Genomic DNA, 8,161 nt, shown 5'->3' with positions numbered 1-8,161 from the left:
GCCGGCTTGGTCAGTACGGCGGCGTCCATCAGGCCGGTTCCTTGTCGAGGGCGGCGAGTTGGTGGCCCGCCATGGGGCCGGCATGGCCGGCGGCGCGGCGCTCGGCGCAGAAGTGGCTGTCAGAGCAGACGAACATCCGCTCGCCGGAGTCATCGAGCACCACCTCGTCCAGGTAACTGTCCTGGGCGCCGCAGAGGGCGCAGTCCTCTTCCCAGGTCTGGGTCTCGAAGGGGTGATCCTCGAAGTCCAGGCTGCGGACATTGGTGTAGGGCGGCACGGCGTAGATGCGCTTCTCGCGCCCGGCGCCGAACAGCAGGATGGCCGGGTTGTCCCCCATCTTCGGGTTGTCGAACTTGGGGATCGGCGAGGGGCTCATCAGGTAGCGCTCCTCGATCATGGTCGGATAGCCCACGGTCGAGGCGATGTAGCCGTGGGTGGCCACGCTCTCGTAGAGCGAGACGTACTGCAGGCCGTATTCCTCATAGGCGTGCATGGCGCGGGTCTCGGTCTCGCGGGACTCCAGGCCGCGCAGCGGCTCGGGCTGGGGCACCTGGAAGATCAGCACCTGGCCCTCGGTCAGGGGCTTTTCCGGAATGCGGTGGCGGGTCTGGATGATGGTCGCCTCGCCGGTGTCCTCGGTGACGGCCACGTCGGCCACCTGGGCGAAGAAGCGGCGGATGGAGACGGCGTTGGTGGTGTCGTCTGCGCCCTGGTCGATGCACTTGTAGACATCGTCCGGGCCGATGATCGCCGCGGTGAGCTGGATGCCGCCCGTGCCCCAGCCATAGGGCACCGGCATCTCGCGGGAGCCGAAGGGCGCCTGGTAGCCGGGGATGGCCAGGGCCTTCAGGATCGCGCGGCGGATCATCCGCTTGGTCTGCTCATCCAGGTAGGCGTAGTTGTAGTAGCGCTCGGGCTCGTTGGGGCGGGCGGTCATTCGGCGGCTTCCTTCATCGCGGCGGCGCGCTCGGCATATTCGCGGCGCTGGCGGCGGATCAGCTGGAGGTCGGCCTGGAAGTCGACGTAGTGCGGCAGTTTCAGGTGCTGCACGAAGCCGGAGGCCTCCACATTGTCGGAGTGGTAGAGGACGAATTCCTCGTCCTGGCAGGGGGCCGAGGCCTCGCCGGCGGCGGCGTCCCGCAGGGCGCGGTCGACGATGGCCATGGACATCGCCTTGCGCTCGCAGTGGCCGAAGGTCAGGCCATAGCCGCGGGTGAACTGCGGGGCGGTGTCGATCCCGCCGCCGTAGGTGGAGATCATCTGGCACTCGGTCAGGGTCAGGTCGCCGATCTCGATGGCGAAGCCCAGCTCGTCGGGCACGAACTCGACGGCCACCTCGCCCAGGCGGATCTCGGCGCAGAGCGGGTGGGTCGAGCCCCAGCCGCGCTGGGAGGAGTAGGCCAGGGAGAGCAGGAAGCCCTCATCGCCACGGGCCAGGGCCTGCAGCCGCTGGTCGCGGCCGGCCGGGAAGGCCATGGGCTCACGGGTCAGGTCGAAGGGCGCCGGCGCATCTTCGGTCCGGGCGTCGGGCTCCAGCAGGTCCTCGTGGGCGAAGACCGAGGCGATGGTGGCCATGGGATAGGCCTGGGGCTCCTCGGCCTCAAGCGCGCCCTCCAGCGGGGTCTCGCCGTTGGCGGCCAGGGTGAAGTCCAGCAGGCGGTGGGTGTAGTCGAAGGTCGGGCCCAGCACCTGGCCGCCGGGGATGTCCTTGAAGGCCGCGGAGATGCGGCGCCGCACGGCCATCTGACCCGTCTCCACCGGCAGGGAGGCGCCGAAGCGGGGCAGGGTGGTGCGGTAGGCCCGCATCAGGAAGATGGCTTCCGGCAGGTCTCCGCCCGCCTGCTTCACGGCCAGGGCGGCGAGGTCGCGGTCGTAGCAGGACCCCTCGCTCATCACCCGGTCGACGGAGAGCGAGAGCTGCTCGCGGATCTGATCGGTCTCGATCTCCGGGATGGCCACATCGCCGCGGCGATCCTCGGCGAGCCAGCGGTGGGCGTTGGTGATCGCCCGCTCGCCGCCCTTAACTGCCACATAGGCCATGTCAGTCTCCCTTGATGGTGACGCGCGTCGAGCGCGGCAGCGCCGTCACGCGGTCGCCGGCGACGAAGATGAGGTCGACGCCGAACTGGAATTGTTCATGGTTGGCCTGGACCTGGGGCCAGAAGCCTTCGGGCAGGCCCGCGAGCGCCAGGCTCATCTCCGCCTTGATCCCGGGGCCGGTGAGCACGACCTGCGGCCCGCCCTCCAGGGCCGGCAGCTGGATGATCAGGGTGGTGGAGCGGTCCGGATACTTGGCGTCGCCCATGTTGAAGGCGGCCAGGGCCGGCGCCGCGGCGAGATCGGTCACCAGGGCGAAGGCGGCGGCCATCGGGTCCTGCGTCAACGGCGCGCCGCAGTGGAAGCGCATCCAGCCTTCGGCCAGCCCGCCCCGCAGGGCGGGATCGAGCCAGACCTTGGTCTCGAAGTCGAAGAGGGTCAGCGCGATGGCGCCGGCGGCGCGATCCAGGCCCTGGGGCGCGTCGGGCGCGAAGCCGAGGTCATGGATGACGCCCGGCCGAGCCATGGCCTCCATCACCTTGCGGAAGACCGCCTGGCTGCCGCGGGTGGGGTCGGGGAAGGCCGGCGCGATGTCGGCGAGATCGAGGAGGGCGGACATCAGCCGGGGCTCCGCGTGCGGACCATGGTGAAGAAGTCGACCTTGGTGGCGGCGGCCTTGCGCGCGGAGGTGCTGCGGCGTTCGTCCTGGGTGCGGGCCAGCTTGGCGATCACGGCGCCCTCGACGGCGGGGCGCAGATCAGCCGACTGCATCATCGCGTCCACCGCCGCGGCGATCTCGGCGTGCTTGCGGTCGCGGCCGGCGGCATAGCCGATCCCGGTCTCGCCGCTGTCGAGCCGCACCGCGGCGCGGGTCACGGTCATCTCGCCGAGATTGAAGGCGTCCCCCGTCCCGCCCATGCGGCCGCGCACCAGGACCATGCCGATCTCGGGGCTGCGCAGGGCGCGGTATTCGGGGCGGGCCTCCAGGTCTTCCCAGGCGCTCAGAACCTCGCCCGGCTGCGCCTTGGCCAGGATGGAAAGCCAGCGCCGCCGTTCCTGCGCCGCCTCGACAACTGGTTTGACCACCATTCCAAAACTCCGACAAGTAGGCAGGTTGTTGTATTCAATTAAGTTTAGTGTTAGTTGAGCGAGGGTTGTCCGGCAACAAACCAATGATGAAGGTTCTTTGACACAAGTAAGACTTGTCTAGTTCGATGTCGCAATACTGCTAAGAGTATCTGATACCGATGTCGCCATGGCCCTATGGCGAACGATCTCACAGTCCTTGGAGAGCCGGATTCTGGCTCGGGAGCTGACGCCCGGCGACAAGCTGCCCACCGAGTTCGAGCTGTCGCGGGAGTTCATGGTCAACCGACACACGGTCCGCCGGGCGCTGTCGGACCTGCAGGACAAAGGGATCGTGGAGTCCACCCAGGGCCGGGGCAGCTATGTCCGGCGGCCCTCGACGCCCATGCAGCTGCAACGGCGACCCCGGTTCTCCGAGCGTGTGCGCGAGCGGGGCCGGATCCCGCGCACCGAGACCCTGAAGCTGACGACGCGCGCGTCGGACGCCAAGATCGCCGCGCAGCTCGGCCTGCGGCCCGGACAGCCGGTGATCTATCTGGAGCGCCGCCGATTCATCGACGATGAGCCCACCGGCATCAGCCAGCACCATTTCAGCCACGAGCGATTCCCGACCTTCATCGAGATGTACCGGTCCCGGGGCTCGATCACCCAGACCCTGATCGACTCCGGAATCCCGGACTATACGCGCCGCCGGACCGCCATCTCGGCGCGCCTGCCCACCGTCGAGGAAGCCGAGCAGCTGCGCATTCCGCGGCACGTGCCCCTGCTGGTGCACCGCTATCTCAACATCGACGGTCTCGGCCGGCCCCTGGAATATGGGATCTCGCGCTCGGCGACAGAGGTGGTGATCGATTTCCCAGATCCAGAGTGGACCTGATCCGAAACCCGAAAGGAACCGCCTTGGACCTCGCCTTCAAGAACGCCCGGATCGTTACCGCCGACGACTCCTTCCTCGGATCGGTGCGGGTGCGCGACGGCCGGATCGTCGCGGTGGATCGTGGCGGCGGCGTGGGCGAGGACCTGGACGGCGACGTCCTGATGCCAGGCGTCATCGACCTGCACACCGACAACCTGGAAAAGCACTTCTTTCCGCGCCCCAACATCGACTGGAACCCGGTCTCGGCGGCGGTAACCCACGACGGCTGCTGCTTGTCGGTGGGGGTGACCACGGTGTTCGACAGCCTGAGCATCGGAACCTTCAACCCGTCCATCGCGCGGAACCATGACAACCTGCCCCGGCTGGCGCAGGGTCTGCTGTCGGCGCGCGACGCCGGCCTGCTGAAGGGCGACCATCGCCTGCACTGGCGCTGCGAGACTCCGGCCGACGACCTGCCGGCGCGGTTGGAGCAGCTGGCGGGTCATCCCCTGACCTCGCTGTTCTCGCTGATGGACCACACGCCGGGCCAGAGGCAGTACCGCAATATCGAGAAGCACCTGGCCAACTGGGCCGCGGGCGGCATGTCCGCCCAGGACATCGACGAGCGCATGGCCGGCATCCGCGACCGCCAGAGCCGCAACGCTGTGAACCACCGCCGACTGGTGGCCGCCCTGGCCAAGGACCGGGGCATTCCGCTGGCCAGCCACGACGACGAGGATGTCGAGCACATCGACGAGGCCGCCGACCTGGGCGCCACCGTCTCGGAATTCCCGGTGACCATCGAGGCCGCGCGCCGCGCCCGGGAGCGCGGCATGATCGTGGTGATGGGCGGTCCCAACCTGATCCGCGGCGGCTCCTATTCGGGCAATGTCCCGGCCTCGGAGCTCGCCGAAGCCGACCTGCTGGACGCCTTCGCCTCCGACTACGTGCCCCGCAGCCTGATCGAGTGCGCCTTCGCCCTTACGGAGGCGCCATTCAACTGGAGCCTGGCCCGCGCCGTGGCCCTGGTGACCGAGGCGCCGGCCCGCGCCGCGCAGCTGCACGACCGCGGCGTCATCGAGGCCGGCCGCCGCGCCGACCTGATCCGGGTCAGCACCCGCGGCGGCCTGCCGGTGGTGCGCGGCGTCTGGGTCGAGGGCGCTCGGGCGGCCTAAGGCCCGCGCGGATCGCCACCCTCAACATCTTGAAGAATCAGGGCGACTGTCCGCGCCGGCCGCCGTTGAGGCGGGACGGCCGGTCGCGCTCGATCCCAACGCCATCGGCCTGGCCTTAGCCCCAAAGAAAAGGCGTCCCTGCTGGGCATGCAGGGACGCTGAGTGGTCGACCGGGCGCCGTACGGGGATCCAACGGCGCCCGGACGAGGGGATCAGAAGCTGGCGCGGACGCCGAACAGGTACTTGCGGCCGAAGCCTTCGACCTCGTAGGGTCGGTTTTCCTGGCCCTGGTAGCGGACGCCACGCTCGTTGGTGAGGTTGTTGGCGTCCATGAACAGCGAGAGAGTATCGTTCACCTGGTAACGGACCGAGAGGTCGAGGCGGGTGGTCTCGTCCCAGTAAAGGTTCGAGTTGGCCGCGCTGCCGCTGGGGAACACCTCGTCCAGCCAGTCCGTGCGGTACTGATAGGTTAGACGGGTCGAAAGACCGTATTTCTCGTAGAACAGCGTGGCGCCGATGATCCTGTCCGAGGTGCCGGGGAACTCTACGGTCGCGCCGTCCGGGGTCTCGAACTCTCCCTTGGTGAGGGCCAGGCTGCCCTGGAAGCCGAAGCCGGAGGTCCATCCTGGCAGGAAGGTCCAGGGCTGGTAGTAGACGAACTCGACCCCGCTGAGATGTCCCGCGCCGCCGTTCAGGGTGGTGTTGAAGGTATAACCGCTCCGGTTGACGCCGCCGAAGTTGTAGCTGTCGTCGCCCACCGGGGTGGAGGCGTCGAACAGCACGTCCTTGATCTCGCGGTGATAGGCGCTGACCGCGAGCAGGGAGGCCGGGGCGAAGTACCATTCGGCCGAGACGTCGACGCCGTAGGCGGTTTCCGGCGTCAGGAAGGGGTTGCCGCCGGTGACGGTCTGGGCCGTGTCGTTGACCGTCACCGAGGCGCGCATGTCGGCAAGGCTGGGCCGCGCCGCGCCCGAGATGAAGGCCGCTCTCAGCTTCACGTCGTCGGCATAGTCGAAGGTGTAGTGCAGGCTGGGGAAGACGTGGGTCTCTTCGCTGGCGAAGTTGAGCGGAATCAGCGCCGTCCCGGCGATGGCCAGGCCCTCCGTGGTCACCTCGGTGCGTTCGGCGCGGAGACCTGCGATCAGGGTGTGGCGGTCCCACTTCCACCTGTTCATGGCGTAGGCGGAGGCCACGGTCTCGTCCACCGTATTGGCCGAGCGCGGATCGAAGTCATAGACCGCGAAATTGCCCGTGCCCGCCTTGTTGGCCGCCCGCGCCGTCTCCATCAGCAGCCGCTGCTGATAGGCCCAGGCGGGGTTGTGGATGTAGTTGGCGGTGAAGCCGAAGTTGAAGCCGGTGTCCCAGGCGTTGGACGTCACAAAGGCCTTCGGATTCCACGGCAGGCCGAGTTGCGTTGCCACGTTGCGCAGGTTGAAGCCGGAGCGATTGTTGGAGACCACCGTGCCGTCGGCCCGCACCAGGGCGACGTCCTGGTTCTCTTGGCTGCGGTCGTCATACTGGAAGCCGGCGCTGAAGGTGGCTTCGGCGCCGAAGCTGGTCCAGTCTCGGTTGATGTCGAACTTGGCGGTGACGGCTTGGGTTTCCAGCCGCGAGCTGAATTCGCTGGCGAACTCCTCGTTCAGGCTGAGTTGGTTGAGAGAGGTCCGCTGCGGCCCGCGGGTCAGAACCCCACCGACGCTGACCGTGTCGTAGAGGGTGGCGAACGGGATGCCTCCCGCAATGGCGTTCACCTGGAGCTGCATGGAGGGCAGCAGCAGGGCGTTGGCCGCCGACGGACGCCCCAGCCCCGTCGAGGTCTGTTGGGTGGTGAGGGGCGTATAGGTGTTGAACTCGGTGGAGGTGTGGGCGAGATTCCAGTCGATGTTCCAGTCGGAGAGCTTGTGCTCGCCGTGCAGCACGGTGAACCACACGCCGTTGGAATAGATCCCGTCCTCGAACGAGGCGTCCTGCGGCACGCCGATCAGGTCGGCGGTCTGGAAGTTGCGCGTTCCGGAGAAGGCGTTGCTGTACTGGAAGCGGTACTGGTTGCGCTCCTCGAAGTCGTTGAACTCGGTCTTCAGGTGAGTGAACGAAAATCGATTGTCGTCGTTCGGAGCGTACTCGACCTTCGCAGAGTAGGATTCGGTCTGCCGGGTGATGATGTATTTGGTGATCCGCAGCTGGGTGATGCCGGTCGCGTCGAACCGGGGCTCCGAATTGTCGGTCTGTTGCTCGAAGGAGTAGTGCGAGCCGATCAGGCTGAAGCCCCAGGTGTCGTTGGCCCAGGACAGGCGGCCGGAATACTGCTTCACTGGTCCGTCGCCCAGATCGACGAAACCGCCGCCAGCGTCGAACGTACCGTGGAAGCCGGGCATGCTCAGGGGCGAGAAGGTCTCGATGTTCACCCGGCCGGCCAGGGATTCCGCCGGCATGTCCGGCAGCAGGGTCTTGTTCAGCACCACCTGGCTGATCTGGGCCGCCGGCACGGAGTCGAAGCGGAAGATGCGGTCCTCGGCGCCCAGGACGTTGATCCCGTCGAGGGCGACGGTGGTCCAGCGGGTCGGCGCGCCGCGGATCTGGATGTAGCGCTCCTGGCCCTGGTCGCGCTGCACGCCGATGCCGGGCAGGCGGGCCAGCGCGCCGGCGGCCGTGGCGTCGGGGAAGCGGCCGATGGTGTCGGCGGCGATGACGTTGACGACGTTGTCGGCTTCCTTCTGGATGGCCAGCGACTTTTCCAGGCTTTCGCGGATCGGCGCTGTGACCACCAATTCCGAAACCGCCCCGTCGGCGTCCGCCGCGTCCGCCGCCCAGGCGGGCGATGCGCCGGCCAGGATGAGGACTGATAACGCCGCGCCGCAAAGCGCGGCCTCGCGATGACTGTGCCGAAACTTCATGTTGACCCCTCCGGTGAGGAGATCACGTCTAGGGGGCCACCGATTCGATTAGGTCACGCTGGCGAGAAACATTGGTGATCGCGCCGCAACTTGTTGACGGCCGAGTCGCCCGC

General features: G+C 67.7%; 7 protein-coding genes. 2 read left to right on the top strand and 5 right to left on the bottom strand.

The window, feature by feature from the left end:
* Positions 1-28 precede the first annotated feature (28 nt).
* The 4 genes from Q7T09_RS11135 to phnG are packed head-to-tail and all read right to left on the bottom strand — an operon-like array spanning position 29 to position 3,126.
* The gene (locus Q7T09_RS11135; protein ID WP_304699691.1) at positions 29-937 is read right to left on the bottom strand and encodes an alpha-D-ribose 1-methylphosphonate 5-phosphate C-P-lyase PhnJ; all 909 of its coding nucleotides are present in this window, start codon (positions 935-937) and stop codon (positions 29-31) included.
* A complete protein-coding gene (locus Q7T09_RS11130; protein ID WP_304699690.1) occupies positions 934-2,040 on the bottom strand; it encodes a carbon-phosphorus lyase complex subunit PhnI in 1,107 nt (368 codons plus the stop codon). The genes Q7T09_RS11135 and Q7T09_RS11130 overlap by 4 nt, the downstream gene beginning before the upstream one ends.
* Before the next feature lies 1 nt (position 2,041).
* Entirely contained in the window at positions 2,042-2,656 is a 615-nt protein-coding gene (gene phnH / locus Q7T09_RS11125) for a phosphonate C-P lyase system protein PhnH (protein ID WP_304699688.1), read from the bottom strand.
* Positions 2,656-3,126 carry a phosphonate C-P lyase system protein PhnG gene (gene phnG, locus Q7T09_RS11120; protein ID WP_304699687.1) on the bottom strand — a complete coding sequence of 157 codons (471 nt, stop codon included), beginning with the start codon at positions 3,124-3,126 and terminating at the stop codon, positions 2,656-2,658. Before phnG ends, phnH begins: the two co-directional genes overlap by 1 nt.
* 166 nt (positions 3,127-3,292) lie before the next feature.
* Here phnG and phnF point away from each other — a divergent pair, with 166 nt between their 5' ends.
* Together phnF and Q7T09_RS11110 are read left to right on the top strand one after the other, a co-directional pair.
* A complete protein-coding gene (phnF, locus tag Q7T09_RS11115; RefSeq protein ID WP_304699685.1) occupies positions 3,293-4,000 on the top strand; it encodes a phosphonate metabolism transcriptional regulator PhnF in 708 nt (235 codons plus the stop codon).
* Between the two features lie 23 nt (positions 4,001-4,023).
* Complete coding sequence (locus Q7T09_RS11110) at positions 4,024-5,154, top strand: alpha-D-ribose 1-methylphosphonate 5-triphosphate diphosphatase (RefSeq protein ID WP_304699683.1); 1,131 nt, start codon at positions 4,024-4,026, stop codon at positions 5,152-5,154.
* Between the two features lie 212 nt (positions 5,155-5,366).
* Here the strand turns inward: Q7T09_RS11110 and Q7T09_RS11105 are convergent, their stop codons facing one another.
* Positions 5,367-8,048 carry a TonB-dependent receptor gene (locus Q7T09_RS11105; RefSeq protein ID WP_304699682.1) on the bottom strand — a complete coding sequence of 894 codons (2,682 nt, stop codon included), beginning with the start codon at positions 8,046-8,048 and terminating at the stop codon, positions 5,367-5,369.
* Positions 8,049-8,161: the final 113 nt, after the last annotated feature.

This window comes from Phenylobacterium sp., assembly GCF_030645195.1.
Classification (GTDB): domain Bacteria; phylum Pseudomonadota; class Alphaproteobacteria; order Caulobacterales; family Caulobacteraceae; genus Phenylobacterium.
Note: the sequence above shows the minus strand (reverse complement) of the source record. Positions and strands in the feature narration are given on the sequence as shown.

What these genes read in the sequence shown, in the direction of transcription:
- Q7T09_RS11135 (WP_304699691.1), bottom strand. Translation starts at nt 937, where the DNA reads ATGACCGCCCGCCCCAACGAGCCCGAGCGCTACTACAACTACGCCTAC.
- Q7T09_RS11130 (WP_304699690.1), bottom strand. Translation starts at nt 2,040, where the DNA reads ATGGCCTATGTGGCAGTTAAGGGCGGCGAGCGGGCGATCACCAACGCC.
- phnH (WP_304699688.1), bottom strand. Translation starts at nt 2,656, where the DNA reads ATGTCCGCCCTCCTCGATCTCGCCGACATCGCGCCGGCCTTCCCCGAC.
- phnG (WP_304699687.1), bottom strand. Translation starts at nt 3,126, where the DNA reads ATGGTGGTCAAACCAGTTGTCGAGGCGGCGCAGGAACGGCGGCGCTGG.
- phnF (WP_304699685.1), top strand. Translation starts at nt 3,293, where the DNA reads ATGGCCCTATGGCGAACGATCTCACAGTCCTTGGAGAGCCGGATTCTG.
- Q7T09_RS11105 (WP_304699682.1), bottom strand. Translation starts at nt 8,048, where the DNA reads ATGAAGTTTCGGCACAGTCATCGCGAGGCCGCGCTTTGCGGCGCGGCG.